13 protein-coding genes are annotated in these 19,154 nt (G+C 49.1%); all 13 read left to right on the forward strand.

Annotation, left to right across the window (positions count from 1 at the left end):
* The first annotated feature begins 117 nt into the window (after window positions 1–117).
* Complete coding sequence (gene rpmE / locus ACSVDI_RS07910; RefSeq protein WP_457941970.1) at window positions 118–321, forward strand: 50S ribosomal protein L31; 204 nt, start codon at window positions 118–120, stop codon at window positions 319–321.
* Window positions 322–441: 120 nt separating this feature from the next.
* Complete coding sequence (locus tag ACSVDI_RS07915; RefSeq protein ID WP_457941971.1) at window positions 442–1,074, forward strand: IMPACT family protein; 633 nt, start codon at window positions 442–444, stop codon at window positions 1,072–1,074.
* Between the two features lie 79 nt (window positions 1,075–1,153).
* Window positions 1,154–2,149 (forward strand): deoxyguanosinetriphosphate triphosphohydrolase, encoded by a 996-nt coding sequence (locus ACSVDI_RS07920; protein ID WP_457941972.1) that lies wholly within the window; start codon window positions 1,154–1,156, stop codon window positions 2,147–2,149.
* 33 nt (window positions 2,150–2,182) lie between these two features.
* Entirely contained in the window at window positions 2,183–3,949 is a 1,767-nt protein-coding gene (gene dnaG / locus ACSVDI_RS07925; protein ID WP_457941974.1) for a DNA primase, read from the forward strand.
* Window positions 3,950–3,960: 11 nt separating this feature from the next.
* Window positions 3,961–5,055 carry an RNA polymerase sigma factor RpoD gene (rpoD, locus tag ACSVDI_RS07930; protein WP_457941975.1) on the forward strand — a complete coding sequence of 365 codons (1,095 nt, stop codon included), beginning with the start codon at window positions 3,961–3,963 and terminating at the stop codon, window positions 5,053–5,055.
* A gap of 12 nt (window positions 5,056–5,067) precedes the next feature.
* Entirely contained in the window at window positions 5,068–5,475 is a 408-nt protein-coding gene (locus tag ACSVDI_RS07935; RefSeq protein ID WP_457941976.1) for an RrF2 family transcriptional regulator, read from the forward strand.
* Between the two features lie 302 nt (window positions 5,476–5,777).
* Window positions 5,778–9,521 carry a DNA-directed RNA polymerase subunit beta gene (gene rpoB, locus ACSVDI_RS07940; protein ID WP_457945620.1) on the forward strand — a complete coding sequence of 1,248 codons (3,744 nt, stop codon included), beginning with the start codon at window positions 5,778–5,780 and terminating at the stop codon, window positions 9,519–9,521.
* Between the two features lie 12 nt (window positions 9,522–9,533).
* Window positions 9,534–13,076: a DNA-directed RNA polymerase subunit beta' gene (rpoC, locus tag ACSVDI_RS07945; protein ID WP_457941977.1), complete on the forward strand. Its 3,543-nt coding sequence runs from the start codon at window positions 9,534–9,536 to the stop codon at window positions 13,074–13,076.
* Window positions 13,077–13,241: 165 nt separating this feature from the next.
* Complete coding sequence (gene rpsL, locus ACSVDI_RS07950; RefSeq protein WP_457941979.1) at window positions 13,242–13,679, forward strand: 30S ribosomal protein S12; 438 nt, start codon at window positions 13,242–13,244, stop codon at window positions 13,677–13,679.
* A 155-nt stretch (window positions 13,680–13,834) separates the two neighbouring features.
* Window positions 13,835–14,305, forward strand: a complete 471-nt coding sequence (rpsG, locus tag ACSVDI_RS07955; protein WP_457941981.1) for a 30S ribosomal protein S7 — start codon at window positions 13,835–13,837, stop codon at window positions 14,303–14,305.
* 71 nt (window positions 14,306–14,376) lie between these two features.
* Window positions 14,377–16,458: an elongation factor G gene (gene fusA / locus ACSVDI_RS07960; protein ID WP_457941983.1), complete on the forward strand. Its 2,082-nt coding sequence runs from the start codon at window positions 14,377–14,379 to the stop codon at window positions 16,456–16,458.
* Between the two features lie 100 nt (window positions 16,459–16,558).
* Complete coding sequence (gene tuf, locus ACSVDI_RS07965) at window positions 16,559–17,761, forward strand: elongation factor Tu (protein WP_457941984.1); 1,203 nt, start codon at window positions 16,559–16,561, stop codon at window positions 17,759–17,761.
* 140 nt (window positions 17,762–17,901) lie between these two features.
* Window positions 17,902–19,152: a CapA family protein gene (locus ACSVDI_RS07970; RefSeq protein ID WP_457941986.1), complete on the forward strand. Its 1,251-nt coding sequence runs from the start codon at window positions 17,902–17,904 to the stop codon at window positions 19,150–19,152.
* Window positions 19,153–19,154: the final 2 nt, after the last annotated feature.

Genomic DNA, 19,154 nt, shown 5'->3' on the forward strand with positions numbered 1-19,154 from the left:
TTTCACGCAGTTTCATATTAGCAATTTGTGCAAATTGAAATTTGTACTTGCTTTTTTTGAAGTGGTATGATAAAATTCAAATGTTAAGTTGCAGTTTGGCTGAAAGAGGTGACAAGAATGAAGGAAGGAATCCATCCTAAGTATCAGGATACAACGATCACATGTGCATGCGGCAATGTCATTCATACAAGATCGACAAAGGAAAATATCCGCGTTGAAATATGCTCGAAGTGCCACCCGCTCTTTACTGGTAAACAAAAGCTTATTGATACAAGCGGTCGTGTCGATATGTTCAAAAAGCGTTACGGTATGGATAAGTAAACAACCTTTTACGTATTGGATCGGCTTAGGCGGCGCAGATAATTGCGCCGCCTATTTTGTATCTTCAGTTTTACAGAAAGGGCCTGAAGCATAGAATGTTTTAGGACTGGGGTTGTATCAATGAAAGAGTGGACGGAATACCGCACTGTAAAACGGCAGGCCTGCGCGGAATTTGTGGAGCGCAAGTCGCGCTTTATCGGGTGGGCAAAACCGGTAACCTCGGATGAGGAAGCCGTTGCGTTCATCAATTCTGTAAAGGCCGAGCACCGGGAAGCAACGCACAATGTTTACGCCTATTCTCTGCGCACGGGGCAGATTAAACGCTATTCCGATGACGGAGAACCGCAGGGGACTGCAGGAATTCCGACGCTGGATGTGATTTTAAAGTCGGAGGTAACGGATGTTGCCGTTGTGGTGACCCGTTATTTCGGCGGGATTCTGCTAGGCACCGGCGGACTGGTGCGCGCTTATTCCCATGCGGCATCCATTGCGCTGGAGCAGGCCGGAATTGTTACCATGCATCCAGGCGTTACGGCACGGGTAAGCTGTGATTACGCAAGCTACGGAAAAATTGCATCGCTAATTCCGGAAAACGGCGGCGTGATTGATGACACGGTTTTCACAGAAGCGGTGGAAATCCTCTTTCATATCGGTGTGGAGCGGGTATCTGATTTTCAGCGCCAATTAGCCGACGCTACCTGCGGAAAATACAGCGCAGAGATTCAAACTCAAAAATATTTTGAAGATTTCTGAAAAATTGCAGGGATTTTGTTTCATTCTGCGTATACATATATAAGCTTGTTTCATGTGATAAAAGAGAGGTGGCTTAGGAATGACAGTAAGTGAGCGTACCATGCAGATCGAAAAACAAATTCTGTCGCCCTATGCTGCGTTGTCCAAAAATACGCAGGGCAGGGATCGGTTTGAACCCGAATGTGACCTGCGAACCCCTTATCAGAGGGACCGAGACCGGATTATTCATTGTAAGTCATTTCGGCGCCTGAAGCATAAAACGCAGGTGTTCCTTTCCCCAGAAGGCGACCATTACCGCACTCGTTTGACCCATACGCTGGAAGTTGCGCAAATTGCGCGAACGATTGCGCGGGCGCTGCGGATGAACGAGGATTTGACCGAGGCGATTTCACTCGGCCATGACCTGGGCCATACGCCATTCGGGCACGCAGGGGAACGGGCCCTGAACGAGCTTTTTCCCGGAGGGTTCCGGCACTATGAGCAGAGTGTGCGCGTGGTGGAAAAGCTGGAAAAAGGTGGTATGGGGCTGAACCTTACCAAAGAAGTCCGTGACGGCATTCTGTGCCACACCAAAGGCACGGAGGCTTCTACCTGTGAAGGCCGTATTGTCCGTATCGCGGATCGCATCGCCTATATCAACCATGATATTGACGATGCCGAACGCGCCGGAGTGTTAAAGGAGTCTGATTTTCCGCCGGAAATTACCCAGGTACTCGGCGCCAAGCGTTCCGAACGCATTGACCGGCTGATTCACAGTGTAGTGGAAACCAGCAGGGACGGTGTGCTGAGTATGGAACCGAAGGTGCAGACCGCGTTTGACCGGCTTCATGAGTTTATGTATCAGTCGGTTTACCTGAATCCTTATGCAAAGGCGGAGGAGAAAAAGGTGCCGTTTTTAATAGAAACGCTTTACCAGTATTTGCAAAAGCCGGAAAATCTTCCGGAAGACATGCGTTTTATTGCGGAGCAGGACGGATATGAACGTGCCGCCTGCGATTATATCGCGGGGATGACCGACCATTATGCCGTTCAGCTTTTTGAAAATATTTATGTTCCGAAATCTTGGAAGATGTAGTGCAAAAACTCGGTTGGAATCGGAGGTGACAGTATGCCGTTGCCGGAATCCTTTTTGCAGGAATTGAAGGCAAGATGCGAACTTTCAGAGATCGCGTCTTCTTATGTGAACTTAAAGCGTGTGGGACGGAATTTGGTCGGGCTTTGTCCTTTCCACAGCGAGAAATCGCCGTCGTTCAATATTTTCCCGGAAAACGGATCGTTTTACTGCTTTGGTTGCGGTGCAGGCGGCGATGTAATCACCTTTATCCGTAAAATAGAAAATCTGGATTATATGGAATCCATTCGCTTTCTGGCCCAGCGCGCAGGCCTTCAGGTTCCGGAAAGTGGAGTGGATGACGGAATGAGCCGCCTGCGTGCGCGCATTCTGGAAATTAACCGGGAAACCGCACGGTATTACCATGCGATTCTGCGGTCAGAGCAGGGTGCACCGGGAATAAAATACCTGACCGGGCGCGGCCTTACCCTGCAGACGATTCGTCATTTCGGCTTGGGCTATGCGCCCGAGTCGCGTTTTTCCCTGGTTGATTATCTTGCGAAAAAGGGGTATACTCAGAACGAAATCATCCTGTCGAACGTTGCCGTGAAGGGGCGAAATGGAAAAGCGATTGACCGTTTTTACCACCGGGTCATGTATCCGATTATTGATTTACGCGGAAATGTGATTGCGTTCGGTGGCCGTGTTCTGACGGATGAAAAGCCAAAATATTTGAACACTGCGGAAACGCCGGTGTTTAATAAGGGGAGTTATTTATTCGCGCTGAACTTTGCAAAAAGCAGCTGTGCGGAGCAGTTGATTTTGTGTGAAGGATATATGGACGTAATTTCCATGCACCAAGCAGGTTTTACCAACGCAGTTGCTACTTTGGGCACTGCGCTGACTCCTGCACAGGCGCATCTGATGGCGCGCTATACCAAAGAGGTTGTAATCTGCTACGACTCCGACGCAGCGGGGCAGAAAGCTGCTTCCCGCGCGATTCCGATTTTGCGGGATACTGGGCTTCTGGTGAAAGTTCTGACCATCGCCGGCGGGAAAGACCCGGATGAATACATACGCTCCAACGGTTCGAATGGACGGGCAAAATTTAAAAATATGCTGGATGCCTGCGGGAATGATGTGGAATACCGGCTGCAGAAGGTACGTCAAAGCTGCAATTTGCAGAATGCAGAAGGCCGCGTTGCCTATCTGACCGGCGCAGCAGAAATTTTGGCCACGCTGGAAAACCGCATTGAGCAGGAAGTTTACGCCGGAAAATTGTCCGAGGAAGTCGGCGTGGAGCGCGACACCATCATGCGCCAGGTGGACAAGCTGCGCAGCCGAATGAAAAAGAACCGGGAAGCAAAGCAATTTAAGGAATTTCAGCAACAGACCGTCGGTTACCGTGACAGCATCAATCCGGAAAAGTCACAACACCTTCGGGCGGCCAGTGCAGAAGAAGCGCTGATTGCTTATTTGATGAACAATCCGGAACGCGGAATGCAGATTTATGAGCATTTACCGCCTGAAAAATTTGTCACAGCGTTCAATCGCCGTGTATATCAGGTAATAATGGGCAGAATTATAGACGGAAAGGCGGTAAGCCTTACAGACATATCGGAAAACTTTTCGATGGAGGAAATCGCTGCGATTGCTAAAATTTTTGCCAAGTTTCATACCGTTGCTGTCACGGACCGTGACGCACAGGAGTACATTCAGGTTATATTGCAGGAAAATGCAAAGAGAAACATTGAAAATGTTGCTTCCGCTCCGGCGCAGGACATTCAAAGTTACCTGCGCGAGCTGAAACAACAGAAGAAGTAGGGGGATATAAAATGGGAGCACCGGATAAAAAGACGGTTATCAGGGAATTGATCGAGCAAGGCAAAAGCAAGGGGCAACTTTCCACCAAAGAGATTCTTGATGCAATCGGCGAACTGGAATTCGATCCGGAACAGATCGAGAAGTTTTATGATACATTGGAAGGACTTGGCGTTGAAATTATAGAGGATTTTGGGGACGCTCCTCTGGATGATTTGGATTTCGATATTCAAATCGATGAAAACGAGGATCTGGAAGCGGCGTTAAGCACCGAGGGCATTTCCATTGATGACCCGGTCAAGGTTTACCTGAAGGAAATCGGCCGTGTGCCGCTGCTGACCCCGGAGGAAGAAATCGACCTTGCCATCCGTATTAAAGACGGCGACGAGGCGGCAAAAAAGCGCCTTTCCGAGGCGAACCTCCGTCTGGTTGTCAGCATTGCAAAGCGCTACCTTGGGCGTGGTATGCAGTTCCTGGACCTAATTCAGGAAGGCAACCTGGGCTTGATTAAGGCTGTTGAAAAATTTGATTATACCAAAGGCTTTAAATTTTCCACGTATGCGACTTGGTGGATTCGTCAGGCAATTACCCGTGCTATTGCCGACCAGGCAAGAACCATCCGCATCCCGGTGCATATGGTGGAAACCATCAACAAAGTAAAAAAGGTGTCTAGCCAGCTGCTGCATACCAACGGCCACGAACCGACAGCGGATGAAATTTCAGAAGAGCTTGACATGCCGGTAGACAAGGTGCGCGAAATTATGCGTGTTGCACAGGAACCGGTTTCGCTGGAAACGCCGATCGGCGAGGAGGAAGACAGCCACCTGGGCGATTTTATCCCGGATGACGACGCCCCTGCGCCGGTGGATGCCGCTTCGCATATCCTGCTCAAGGAGCAGCTTGCCGATGTGTTGGATACACTGACCCCCAGGGAAGAGAAAGTGCTTCGTCTTCGTTTCGGTTTGGAGGACGGTCGTTCCCGTACACTGGAGGAAGTAGGAAAAGAATTTAATGTAACCAGAGAACGTATTCGCCAGATTGAGGCAAAAGCGCTCCGTAAGCTTCGCCATCCCAGCCGCAGCAAGAAACTGAAGGACTTTTTGGATTAAGGGGAAACAGCAATGGTAATGACTCTGGAAGCCGATTATGCGGTTCGTATTGTGGAAATGCTCTCGATGACACAGTCCAGAATCGATGCCCATACCATTTCTGAGGAAACACAGGTGCCGCTGCGGTTTGCACTGAAAATTCTGCGCAAGCTCGTGGCAGGCGGGCTGGTACTGTCGTATAAGGGCGCGCGGGGAGGATATACGCTTGCCCGAAAGCCAGGGGAGATCACCCTTCGTCAGGTGATAGAGTCGGTGGAAGGACCGTACATGATTAGCCGCTGCCAACAGGAGGAATACGACTGCGCCAAGACTTCCTGCCGGTTTTATCGGATTTACGACGAAATTTCCGCAGTAGTACGTGAGAAGCTTGATTCTTATACATTCGAGTCGATTGACTCTGGGACTCAGGCGCAGAAATAAGTGCCGTTCATTCCCGTAAAAATCACAAATAAAATAAAACAGCCGGCGGTCAAACGACCGCCGGCAAATTTGTGTGAAAAAAAGAGAGAAACAGCTTGACAATCACAATATATTGTAATAAAATAATATACTGCATCATCATGGAAACATATACTCATGTCTATTTTTTATATAATATCACAACGCTTCGAAAAAGGCAAGAGAATATCGTAAAATGCTTAAGAAAGCAATGATGAAGCAAATTGTTTTTGTGCTTAATTTATGCCGCGGATGGTAAATATATGAATGGAGTGATTAAGCCGATGGTGAATGTCAAACCGGTGAAAGTTGGCAAAGAGGTCCGCATGAGCTTCGGGCGAATCGACGAGGTTCTGGATATGCCGAACCTGATTGAGGTTCAGAAAAATTCCTATCAATGGTTTTTGGACGAAGGGTTGAAGGAAGTTTTCAAGGACGTTTCAGGTATTACGGATTATACCGGAAACCTTGTGCTGGACTTTGTGGATTATAAACTGGATGATGACAAGCCCAATTACAGCGTAGAGGAATGCAAGGAACGCGACGCTACTTATGCTGCACCTCTCCGCGTGACAGCCCGCCTGCTTAATAAAGAAACCGGGGAGATTAAAGAGTCCGAGGTCTTTATGGGGGATTTCCCTCTGATGACCGAAAGTGGTACCTTTGTAATCAACGGTGCAGAACGTGTTATTGTATCCCAGCTGGTTCGCTCCCCTGGCGTTTACTATAAAATGGAGTATGATAAAACCGGTAAGGAACTTTTCAGTTCTACGGTGATTCCGAACCGCGGCGCCTGGCTTGAATATGAAAATGATGCGAATGACGTATTTTACGTTCGTATCGATAAAAACCGTAAAATCCCGGTGACTGTGTTTATCCGTGCGCTTGGTCTGGGAACCGATGCGGAAATCCGCGAATATTTCGGCGACGACGACCGGATTAATGCGACGATTGAAAAGGATCCCTGCAAAAATACGGAAGAAGCTCTGTTCGAAGTATACCGTAAATTAAGACCGAGCGAGCCGCCTACCATTGAAAGTGCCCAGTCCCATATTAACGGCTTGTTTTTTGATGCGCGCCGCTATGACCTTTCCCGTGTCGGCCGCTATAAATATAATAAGAAGCTGAACCTTGCCGGCCGTATTACCGGCCAAAAGGTCACCCGCCCGGTGGTCAATCCGCTGACCGGTGAACTGATGGCGGAAGAGGGCGAAATCATTAGCCACGACAAGGCGAAGGAAATGGATGACGCCGGCGTCAGCGTTGTGTATGTTTCCGTTAACGAAAAGGAAGTCAAGGTTATTTCCAACGGCATGGTCGATATCAACAACTTTGTTTCTTTCGATGCAAAAGCGGAATGCGGCGTAAACGAGCGCGTGCGTTTCAGTGTGCTTGCGGAAATTTTGGAAACCTGCACCACGGAAGAAGAACAGAAAGATGCTATCAAGGCCAGAATTGATGAACTGATTCCGAAGCACATCATCATCGACGATATCTTCTCTTCCATCAACTATATGAACTGCCTTGCGGTTGGCCTTGGCACCACAGACGACATTGACCATTTGGGCAACCGTCGTATCCGTTCGGTCGGCGAATTGCTGCAGAATCAGTTCCGCATCGGCTTTTCCCGTCTGGAGCGCGTGATCCGCGAAAGAATGACTTTGCAGGCGCAGGATTTGGAATCGCTGACACCACATTCTCTTATTAATATTCGTCCTGTAGTGGCGGCTATTCGCGAGTTTTTCGGTTCTTCTCCGCTTTCTCAGTTTATGGATCAGACTAACCCGCTTGCCGAACTGACACATAAACGCCGTTTGTCTGCATTGGGCCCCGGAGGTTTGTCCAGAGACCGTGCTGGATTCGAAGTGCGTGACGTTCACTACAGCCATTATGGCCGCATGTGCCCAATTGAAACGCCAGAAGGTCCGAACATCGGTCTGATTTCGTATCTGGCAACCTTTGCAAGAATCAACGAATATGGATTTATTGAAGCTCCTTTCCGTCGCGTGGATAAAAAGACCGGCTGTGTAACACGTGAAGTGGTCTATATGACGGCGGACATGGAGGATGACTATATTGTCGCCCAGGCAAACGAGCCTTTGGACGAGCAGGGACGTTTTAAAAACGCCAAGGTAAACGCCCGTTACCGCGATGAATTCCTGGAAGTTGAACGTGAACGCGCGGATTATATGGACGTTTCGCCAAGAATGGTTGTTTCGGTTGCTACGGCGATGATTCCATTCCTGGAAAACGATGACGCAAACCGTGCACTGATGGGTTCCAACATGCAGCGGCAGGCGGTTCCGCTTTTGAGAACTGAAGCCCCGATTGTCGGCACCGGTATTGAATACAAAGCCGGTACGGATTCCGGTGTTTGTGTTCTTGCAAAGCGCGCCGGTGTGGTCCGTAGCGTAAGCGCCGACGAGGTCCGCGTTGCGACCGATGACGGTGCGATTGATGTATACCATATCATTAAGTTCGCGCGTTCCAACCAAGGAACCTGCATTAATCAGGTTCCGATTGTTGATGTGAATCAGCGCGTGGAGGTCGGCGATGTGATTGCCGACGGCCCTGCAACGAAAAACGGTGAAATCAGTCTTGGCAAGAACGCCCTAATTGGATTTATGACCTGGGAAGGTTACAACTACGAAGACGCCGTTCTGATCAGTGAAAAAATTGTCCGTGAGGACGTTTATACCTCTATTCATATTGAGGAATATGAAATCGAAGCTCGAGATACCAAACTTGGGCCGGAAGAAATTACCCGCGATATTCCGAACGTCAACGAAGACCTTCTGCGTGACCTTGACGAAAATGGCATTATCCGCATTGGTGCTGAGGTTCGTGCGGGCGACATTCTGGTTGGCAAGGTAACGCCAAAGGGCGAAACCGAACTGACTGCAGAAGAACGTCTGCTGCGTGCCATCTTTGGCGAAAAGGCTCGTGAAGTCCGCGATACTTCCCTGCGCGTACCGCACGGTGAATACGGTATTGTTGTGGATGTTAAGGTCTTTAACCGTGAAAACAGCCACGACGAGCTGAGCCCCGGCGTTAACAAAGTAGTTCGCTGCTACATTGCCCAGAAGCGTAAAATTTCCGTCGGTGATAAGATGGCCGGCCGCCATGGTAATAAGGGTGTTGTTTCCCGTATCCTCCCGGTCGAAGACATGCCGGTTCTGCCGGACGGCACTCCGCTTGACATCGTCCTGAACCCCCTGGGCGTGCCTTCTCGTATGAACATCGGTCAGGTGCTGGAAGTTCACCTTGGCTATGCGGCAAAACTCCTCGGCTGGAAGATTATGACCCCTGTTTTTGACGGCGCACACGAAGACGATATCGTGGAATGCTTCCGTCAGGCGGGAATCAGCGAAGACGGCAAGACCCGCCTGAGAGACGGAAGAACCGGCGAGTATTTTGATAATCCGGTTACCGTTGGTATTATGTACTACCTAAAGCTGCATCACCTGGTTGACGATAAAATCCATGCCCGTTCCACCGGCCCGTACTCCCTTGTTACCCAGCAGCCTTTGGGCGGCAAGGCACAGTTCGGCGGCCAGCGTTTCGGAGAAATGGAAGTTTGGGCGCTGGAAGCTTACGGCGCAGCCTATACTCTGCAGGAAATCCTTACCGTGAAATCCGACGATGTGGTTGGCCGTGTTAAGACTTACGAATCCATTGTAAAGGGTCAGAACATTCCTGAACCGGGTGTTCCGGAATCGTTCAAAGTCCTGATTAAGGAACTTCAGTCTTTGGGTCTTGACGTTAAGGTTCTTGACAAAAACAATGATGAAATTGATTTGAAGCAGAACTTTGACGATGACGACGACATTAGCTTTAATCCTACGGAAGGCAATTTCGACGAACAGAATGTTGCCGATGACCTGGAAGGATACTCCGTTGATGAGCCCGAAGAGGATGATCTGTTTGATGAATCCGACGGCTATGTAAGCGAAGAGAGCGATGATGAATTCGATAAGGACGAACCCTTTGACCTTATTTCAGGCGATGGCGATGGCGATATAGAATAAGGGGGATGCAGCATGGAATTTAATACTTTTGAATCGATTAAGATCGGACTTGCTTCACCGGAAAAAATCCGGGAATGGTCCCACGGTGAAGTGAAAAAGCCCGAAACCATAAACTATCGTACCTTGAAACCGGAACGCGACGGCTTGTTCTGCGAACGCATTTTTGGACCTACTAAGGACTGGGAATGCCACTGTGGAAAGTACAAGCGAATCCGTTATAAGGGCAAGGTGTGCGAACGCTGCGGTGTTGAGGTTACCCGCGCGAAAGTGCGCCGCGAGCGGATGGGCCATATTGAACTGGCCGCTCCGGTTTCCCATATCTGGTATTTTAAGGGAATTCCGTCTAGAATGGGTTTGATTCTGGACATTTCTCCCCGTATGCTGGAAAAAGTTCTGTATTTTGCCCTTTATATCGTTACGGATCCGGGCAATGTGCGCGAACTGCAGAAAAAGCAGCTTCTAAATGAAAAAGAATACCGCGATATGCGTGAAAAATATGAGGATGACTTTGAGGCAGGTATGGGTGCAGAAGCGATTAAAAAGCTTCTGGAAGAAATTGACCTTGACCAGACTTCCGAAGAATTGAAAGCGGAGCTGGAAGGTGCTTCCGGCCAAAAACGTGTTCGTATTTTAAAACGCCTTGAAGTAGTGGAAGCATTCCGCCTTTCCGGCAACCGCCCGGAATGGATGATCCTTGATGTGGTTCCGGTTATTCCACCGGATATCCGTCCTATGGTGCAGCTCGACGGCGGCCGTTTTGCCACGTCGGATTTGAACGACCTTTACCGCCGCGTCATTAACCGCAACAATCGTTTGAAAAGATTGTTGGAACTGGGTGCGCCGGACATTATCGTGCGCAACGAGAAGAGAATGCTGCAGGAAGCCGTTGACGCGCTGATTGACAATGGCCGCCGTGGCAGACCGGTTACCGGCCCGAACAACCGCCCGCTGAAATCCCTTTCTGATATGCTGAAAGGCAAGCAGGGCCGTTTCCGTCAGAACCTGTTGGGCAAACGTGTTGACTATTCCGGCCGTTCCGTTATCGTTGTCGGTCCTGAACTGAAAATGTACCAGTGCGGTCTTCCAAAGGAAATGGCGCTGGAACTCTTCAAACCGTTTGTGATGAAGCGTCTGGTGGAAACCGGAGCCGCCGGCAACATTAAAGCCGCCCGTAAAGCGGTGGAACGTGCAAAGCCGGAAGTGTGGGATGCGCTGGAAATCGTCATTAAAAACCACCCGGTTCTGCTGAACCGTGCACCTACGCTGCACAGACTGGGCATTCAGGCATTTGAACCGGTACTGGTGGAAGGTCGTGCCTTGAAACTGCATCCGTTGGCCTGTACGGCTTACAACGCGGACTTTGATGGCGACCAGATGGCTGTTCACGTGCCGCTTTCCGCAGAAGCGCAGGCGGAGGCCCGCTTCCTGATGCTTGCTGCGGGCAACCTGCTGAAACCTTCCGACGGACGCCCGGTCACAGTGCCTACGCAGGACATGGTTCTGGGTTCCTACTACCTTACATTGGATAAGGACGGCGAAGTCGGCGAGGGCAAGGTGTTCCGCGACTATGATGAGGCAATTATGGCCTATGACGCGAAAGTGGTTGGCCTGCATGCGAAAATCAAAGTGCGCAGAACAATGGAGATTAACGGGGAAAAGGTCTCCAGACTGGTGGATACTACGGTTGGCCGCATGATTTTCAACCGCCCGATTCCGCAGGATCTGGGATTTGTTGACCGCTCCAAGCCGGAAAACCTCTTTAAATTTGAAATTGATTTCCTGGTTGGCAAAAAGCAGCTTGGAAAAATTATTGATAAATGTATTAAAATCCATGGCACGGCCGAAACCGCCGATGTTCTGGATAGCATTAAGGCGCAGGGTTATAAGTACTCTACATTGAGTGCTATTACCGTTGCCGTCGGAGATGCGACTATTCCGCCGGAGAAAAAGCAGATTATCGCCGATGCGGAGCAGAAGATCGACATCATTATGGAACAGTATAAGAACGGTTTGTTCTCTGAGAACGAACGTTACAACGCTGTTCTGAAAACATGGGCAAAAGCAACGGACGATGTTTCGGACGCTCTGCAGAAGAATCTGGACCGTTACAACCCGATCTTCATGATGGCGGATTCCGGTGCTCGTGGTTCTATGAGCCAGATTCGCCAGTTGGCCGGTATGCGTGGTTTGATTGCAAATACCTCCGGCCGTACCATTGAAATCCCAATTCGTGCGAACTACCGTGAAGGTCTGAACATTTTGGAATACTTCATTTCTTCCCGTGGTGCTCGAAAGGGTCTGGCCGATACCGCTCTGAGAACGGCTGACTCCGGTTATCTGACCCGCCGTCTGGTCGACGTTTCACAGGATGTGATTATCCGTGAGGACGACTGCGGTACAACGGAAGGTCTGGAAGTATTCGATATCTGCGAAGGCAAGGAAGCCATTGAAACGATGCACGAGCGTTTGATCGGACGTTACCTTGTAGAAGACTTTGTGGATGAGAAGACCGGTGAGGTTCTGGTATCCAAGGATAAGATGATGACCGACGAAGATGCCGATATTATTGTCGGCAGGGGCGTCAAGCGCATCAAAATCCGCTCTATCCTCAATTGCCGCGCAAAGCATGGCGTCTGCAAGAAGTGCTACGGTGCGAACCTTGCAAACGGCCAGCCGGTTAACGTCGGTGAGGCGGTCGGCATTATTGCTGCTCAGTCCATCGGTGAACCTGGTACGCAGTTGACCATGAGAACCTTCCATACGGGCGGTGTCGCCAGTGCGGAAGATATTACACAGGGTCTGCCGCGTGTTGAGGAACTTTTTGAAGGCCGTAAACCGAAGCATCTTGCAATCATCAGCGAAATTCCCGGTGTGGTTTCCTTTGAGGAAGTTAAGAAAAACCGCCATGTTGTGGTTACCAATAATGAAACCGGTGAATCGAAGTCGTACCTGATTCCGTTTGGCTCCCGCATTATTGTTACAGAAGGCCAGGAAATCAAGGCCGGCACCCGGATTACCGAAGGCTCTGTCAATCCGCATGACGTTCTTGCTATCAGCGGCACAGAGGCCGTTCAGGATTATCTGATTGAAGAAGTACAGCGTGTTTACCGGATGCAGGGTGTTGATATCAACGATAAGCATATCGAAGTTATCGTACGCCAGATGATGAAGAAGGTAAGAGTGGAAGACGCGGGCGACACCACGTTGCTGCCGAGCTCCCTCGTAGAAAAGAGCGAGCTGGAAGCAGAGAACGAAGCCATTCGAGAGAGAATCGCCAACGGCGAAACCGATCTGCGTGAAGCAACCTATACCCCGGTTCTGCTTGGTATTACAAAGGCTTCTCTGGCTACAGATTCGTTCCTCTCCGCCGCATCCTTCCAGGAAACGACACGTGTTCTTACCGATGCCGCCATTAAGGGCAAGGTTGACCCGCTGCTCGGCCTGAAGGAAAATGTCATTATCGGTAAGCTGATTCCTGCAGGTACCGGCATGAAGTGCTACAATAATGTAGAAATTGAGCCCGCAAATGATGTATTGACAAATGATGCAGTATAGCGTTATAATTAACAATTGTGATGGTTTGATGATGTAAGGTCTTCCTGCTTCGATGATAACCGGAGCAGGAAGGCACTTATTTGTTGAAATCAGTTGCTTATTTTGCTGTTTTGCGGATAAAATAAAATCCGCTTAACATATTAACTTACTGTGAGGAGGTGTCTTATGCCAACATTTAACCAGTTAGTCCACAAGGGCAGAGAAGTTGCCGTTACAAAGGCGAAGGCCCCTGCGCTGTTAAAGGGATGGAACTCCAAAAAGCGTGTCGCAATTGATCAGGATTCCCCGCAAAAGCGCGGCGTGTGCACTACGGTTAAAACCGCTACCCCGAAGAAGCCGAACTCTGCTTTGAGAAAAATTGCTAGAGTAAGACTTTCTAACGGCATTGAAGTCAGTGCTTATATTCCGGGTATCGGCCATAACCTGCAGGAGCACAGCGTTGTTATGATTCGTGGCGGCCGTGTTAAGGATCTGCCTGGTGTGCGTTATCACATCATCCGCGGTACCCTTGATGCTCAGGGCGTTGCTAATCGTATGCAGGCTCGTTCCAAGTACGGCGCGAAGCGTCCGAAGGCTGGCGCAGCAAAAGCTGCAAAAAAATAAGGGAAATTTTTTGACAGAATCCGAACGGCTGCATGTTTTTATAACATAATGCGGCGGCGTTTATATATAATATATTGGACGCCTCTGTGTTGGCCAACGGGAGTTTGTCGCTTTCGAGTACCTATGATATCATTTTTGTGAAGGAGGGAAGTAAAGTGCCAAGAAGAGGTAATGTTGCAAAACGTGATGTTTTGCCGGACCCGCTTTATAACTCAAAACTTGTTACTCGCCTTGTGAATAATGTAATGGTCGACGGTAAGAAGGGTGTAGCCCAGAAGATCGTTTATGGCGCATTCGATATTGTCAGGGAGAAAACAGGAAAGGAACCCCTTGAAGTCTTTGAAGCAGCAATGGAAAATGTAATGCCTGCTCTCGAAGTTAAGGCTCGCCGCGTCGGCGGTGCAACCTATCAGGTTCCTATGGAAGTTCGCCCTGAAAGAAGACAAACTTTAGGACTGCGCTGGATCACGACTTATTCCAGAATCAGATCCGAAAAGACAATGAAAGAAAGACTTGCCGGTGAAATCCTTGATGCTGTAAATGGTGCAGGCGGCGCCGCCAAAAAGCGTGATGATACGCATAAGATGGCGGAGGCCAACAAGGCATTTGCTCATTACAGATGGTAATCCGGCGATGTCCGCCAGATTCATTTCTATAATGACAAATTTATCTCGTTTACAGAATTAAGGAGGAAACTATGCCAAGGCAGGTACCACTTGAATTAACAAGAAATATCGGCATCATGGCTCACATTGACGCTGGTAAAACAACTACAACTGAACGCATCCTGTATTATACGGGTATTAACCATAAGATAGGCGAAGTGCATGATGGTGCCGCAACGATGGACTGGATGGTCCAGGAGCAGGAAAGAGGTATTACCATTACCTCCGCCGCAACTACCTGCTTTTGGAAAGGGCACAGAATCAACATCATCGACACCCCTGGCCACGTGGACTTTACGGTTGAAGTTGAACGCTCCCTGCGTGTGCTCGACGGCTCTGTAACAGTTTTCTGTGCAAAGGGTGGCGTTGAGCCGCAGTCCGAAACGGTTTGGCGTCAGGCGGAGGAATATCATGTTCCTCGTATGGCTTACGTCAACAAAATGGACATCATGGGCGCTGACTTTTATCGTGTGGTTCAGATGATGAAAGACCGTCTGAAGTGCAATGCCGTTCCGATTCAGTTGCCAATCGGCGCCGAAGATACCTTCAAGGGCATCATCGATCTGATTGATATGAAGGCCGACGTGTACTATGACGAAATGGGCAAGGAAATGCATGTTGAGGATATTCCGGAAGACATGAAGGAACTTGCCGAAAAATATCATACCGAACTCATTGAGAATGTCGCTGAACAGGACGACGCTCTTATGGAGAAATATCTGAGCGGCGAAGAAATTACGAAGGAAGAAATCATCGCAACCATTCGTAAAGCTACGATTGACAACAAGATGGTGCCTGTCACCTGCGGTACTTCCTACCGCAACAAGGGTGTTCAGAAGCTGCTTGACGCCATTGTCGCCTTTATGCCTGCTCCGACCGATATCCCGGCAATTCGGGGTACCGACCCGGAAACCGGGGAAGAAAGAGATTGCCATTCCAGCGATGACGAGCCGTTTGCCGCACTCGCATTTAAGATTGCGACCGACCCGTTTGTTGGTAAACTGTGCTTCTTCCGTGTGTACTCCGGTACATTGGATGCAGGTTCCACCGTTTATAACTCCACGAAAGACACCAATGAAAGAATCGGCCGTATTCTGCAGATGCACGCAAACCACCGCCAGGACATTGAAAAAGTGTATGCCGGTGATATTGCAGCCGCTGTTGGTTTGAAAAGCACGACAACTGGCGATACGCTCTGCGATGCTGCTCATCCGATCATTCTGGAATCCATGGAGTTCCCTGATCCGGTTATCGAAGTTGCTATCGAGCCGAAAACGAAGGCCGGTCAGGAAAAAATGGGTATTGCTCTTGCGAAGCTTGCAGAAGAAGACCCGACTTTCCGTGCGTATACCAATGAGGAAACCGGCCAGACCATTATTGCCGGTATGGGTGAACTTCACCTGGAAATCATTGTTGACCGTCTGCTGCGTGAATTCCACGTGGAAGCAAACGTCGGTAAGCCGCAGGTTGCTTACAAGGAAACCATTCGTAGCAATGCAGATGTTGATACGAAGTACGCTCGTCAGTCCGGCGGCCGCGGCCAGTATGGTCACGTTAAAATCAGAATTGAGCCGAATCCGGGCAAGGGCTACGAGTTTGTCAACGCTGTTGTCGGCGGTGCGATTCCGAAAGAGTATATCCCGGCTGTTGACCAAGGTATTCAGGGAGCAATGCTCTCCGGCGTTCTTGCTGGTTATCCGGTCTGCGACGTGAAGGTTACTCTGTACGACGGTTCCTATCATGAAGTCGACTCCTCTGAAATGGCATTTAAGATCGCCGGTTCTATGGCGTTCAAAGAGGCAATGAGGAAGGCCGACCCGGTTATCCTTGAACCGATCATGAAGGTTACCGTTACCGTTCCGGAAGAGTACATGGGTGACATTATCGGCGACCTGAACTCTCGTCGCGGCCTCATCGAAGGCATGGACGCGGTTTCCGGCGCTCAGCAGATTCGCGCTCACGTTCCGCTTTCCGAAATGTTTGGCTATGCAACGGACATGCGCTCCAAAACACAGGGCCGCGGCCAGTATGTTATGGAACCCGCAACCTCTCAGGAAGTTCCGAAGAATATTTCTGAGAAGATTATTTCCGAGCACGGCAAAAAGGCGGAATAACTTGAAAAATATGCTTGATTTTTATACATTTAATTGATAAAATGATAGGCATAGTTTAACTGTAAAATTTGTATTTGTACAATAAAAAGGAGGAATTCCAATGGCAAAAGAAAAGTTTGACAGATCCAAACCACACGTAAACATTGGTACAATTGGTCACGTTGACCACGGCAAAACCACCCTGACTGCTGCTATTACTAAGGTTCTTCACTTCAACGGTGAAGCCGAATTCATGGATTACGCCAATATCGATAAGGCTCCTGAAGAGAGAGAACGCGGCATTACAATTAATACCGCTCACGTTGAGTATCAGACTGAGAAACGTCACTATGCTCACGTTGACTGCCCCGGCCATGCCGACTATGTTAAGAACATGATTACCGGTGCTGCTCAGATGGACGGCGCTATCCTCGTTGTTTCTGCTGCTGACGGCCCGATGCCGCAGACCAGAGAGCACATCCTTCTTTCCCGTCAGGTGGGCGTGCCTTACATCGTTGTTTTCATGAATAAGGTAGACCAGGTTGACGATCCGGAACTCCTTGACCTCGTAGAGATGGAAATTCGTGACCTCCTGAACGAGTATGAATTCCCGGGCGACGATACCCCGATCATCCGTGGATCTGCTCTTGCTGCTCTTGAGTCCACTTCCACCGATCCGAATGCACCGGAATACAAGTGCATCCATGAGTTGATGGATGCTGTTGACGAATTCATCCCGACTCCGACCCGTAAGGCTGACCTTCCTTTCCTGATGCCTGTTGAAGACGTATTCACCATTACCGGCCGTGGCACAGTTGCTACCGGTAGAGTGGAACGCGGCACCGCTAAGGTTGGCGAAGAAGTCGAAATCATCGGTCTGACCGAGGAGCGTAAGAAGTCTGTTATTACCGGCCTCGAAATGTTCCGTAAGACTCTGGATTTTGCTGAAGCAGGCGATAACATCGGTGTTCTGCTCCGTGGTATCCAGAAGAATGAAATCGAACGCGGCCAGGTTCTGTCTAAGCCGGGCACCATTCACCCGCACACCAAGTTCCGTGGCCAGGTTTACGTGCTGACCAAGGACGAAGGCGGCCGTCATACCCCGTTCTTCAACAACTATCGTCCTCAGTTCTATTTCAGAACCACAGACGTAACAGGCGTTATTTCTCTTCCCGAAGGTGTAGAGATGTGCATGCCTGGCGATAACGTTGAAATGGACGTTGAGCTTATTACTCCTATCGCTATTGAAGAAGGCCTCCGTTTCGCTATCCGTGAAGGCGGCCACACCGTTGGTTCCGGTGCTGTTATCAAGATTAATGATTAATTAGTCTTTGACATGATTAGCCCCATCCTGAAAAGGATGGGGCTTTTTGTGTCTTTTTCTGTTTTAAATCGATATGCTGCTGTAGAAATTTTGAGTTATTTGTGATATAATCCAAACATCACAAAATTATGGAGATTAATATGAAAACAAATCGAAAAGCATCAGGAAAACGAATTGCGGTACGTGTGGCCACAGCAGTGGTTCTGGTTGGCGCCTGTGTGTCCGGTATGGTATTTTTGCTACGCCAGCAGGGCAAGGAAAATCAGCTTCCGATTTCTTCGGCATATGCTTCCGAAGTTTCCTCATCAAAACCCTCATCCTCTTCACAGGAATCTTCCTCTAAACCGGTGCCAAAGCCGGTGTCTATTACCATTTTGGGAACTGGGGATAATCTGATCCATGATGTGATCTATAAGCAGGCGGCAAAGCGTGCGGACGGCAAGGGATATGATTTTTCCCCGGTATACGAAAGGGTCGCCAGTGACATTAAGAATGCAGATATTTCCGTCATCAATCAGGAGACGGTTCTGGCGAGTAAGGTTGCACCGCTCTCCGGATATCCGCTCTTTAATTCACCAACACAGCTTGGGGACGAACTGGTTGACCTCGGATTTGATGTCATTAATCACGCAAATAACCATGTGCTGGACCAAAGGCAGAAAGGGTTGGAGGCCACGCTTGACTATTGGGATACCAAGCCGGTTAAGGCAATAGGGGCGTATCGAAATGACGCTGATCTGGAAAACATACGAATTGTAGAAGCGAAGGGAATCAAGACCGCCTATATCGGAATTACCGAAATGACGAACGGACTATATCTCCCCAAAAATTCACCCTATCGCATTGTCTATGCGGATAATACACAGCTGATTGAACATCTGATTAAAAAAGCAAAAAGTATGGCCGACGTTGTGGTGGTATCCGCTCATTGGGGAACCGAGAATACCTTTACATTGACGGAGAAACAGAAAACGCTTGCGCAAAACATGGTAGACTGGGGGGCAGATATCATTTTCGGCAACCATCCGCATGTTTTGCAGCAGTTAACCGTGCTTACCCGCAGTGATGGTACCAAATGCCCGGTCATTTTTTCGTTCGGAAATTTTGTTTCGGCGCAGCAGTCTGGCATGAATATGGTTAGCGGTCTGCTTACGGTGACCATGACAAAGGATTTTACAACCAATAAAACCACGTTTACGGACATGAAATTTAAGCCGGTTGTGACGCATTACGGCCAACACTGTGCCGGGCTGACTATTTATCCGCTCAGCCAGTATTCCGACCAGTTGGCGTCGGCCCATGGCGTCAGAAAATATACGCCAAAGTTTAACATGAATTTCATTCAGTCTATTGTTGAAAAAAATATTCCAAAACAGTATTTAGCAGAATGATT

The sequence above is a fragment of the Caproiciproducens sp. LBM24188 genome (genome assembly GCF_054130445.1).